A 440-nucleotide genomic window follows, 5' to 3' on the forward strand; every position below is an offset into this window, starting at 1 on the left:
GTCTCACGACGATATCGTACCACTCCTCCCGCGCACGCCCTTTCTGCTTCCACCGGAGCCGATACCCGACAGTCCCGATCTGCTCGGACAGGTCGTCAGCATCCTGCTCTTTCCCCACTGCTTCACGCGTGTTCGACCAGCAATACGAACAGATCTCGTCAGGTGCATCGCCTTCGAAGCCCGCCTTGTTGATGTCGTGGTGGGCGGCAAACTCCGACAACGAGACGTGCTGCGGACGCGGGTGGCGGTTCCCTCGACTACACATCATCTCCCCGGGACCTCCAATGCCGAGCGAGAAGCGAGAGTCCGTCTCCGATTGGTCGGCGTCCGTATCGATGATGTGCGCGACGGTTCCGGTTCCGATCTCGATCACGAATCGGTCGGTTGGCTCGCTCATCGTTGCTCACCGGTACTGGATGTAGATGCCATGGTCGCGATAC

Annotated in this window: 1 pseudogene; it reads right to left on the reverse strand. The window is 60.5% G+C overall.

From position 1 onward, the window contains the following. Positions 1-397, reverse strand: a pseudogene (locus DVK06_RS17890) (hypothetical protein); the annotation flags it as partial. Positions 398-440: the final 43 nt, after the last annotated feature.

Origin of the sequence: Halorubrum sp. Atlit-28R, from assembly GCF_003665955.1 — an archaeon.
In the GTDB taxonomy this organism is placed as follows: Archaea; Halobacteriota; Halobacteria; order Halobacteriales; family Haloferacaceae; genus Halorubrum; species Halorubrum tropicale.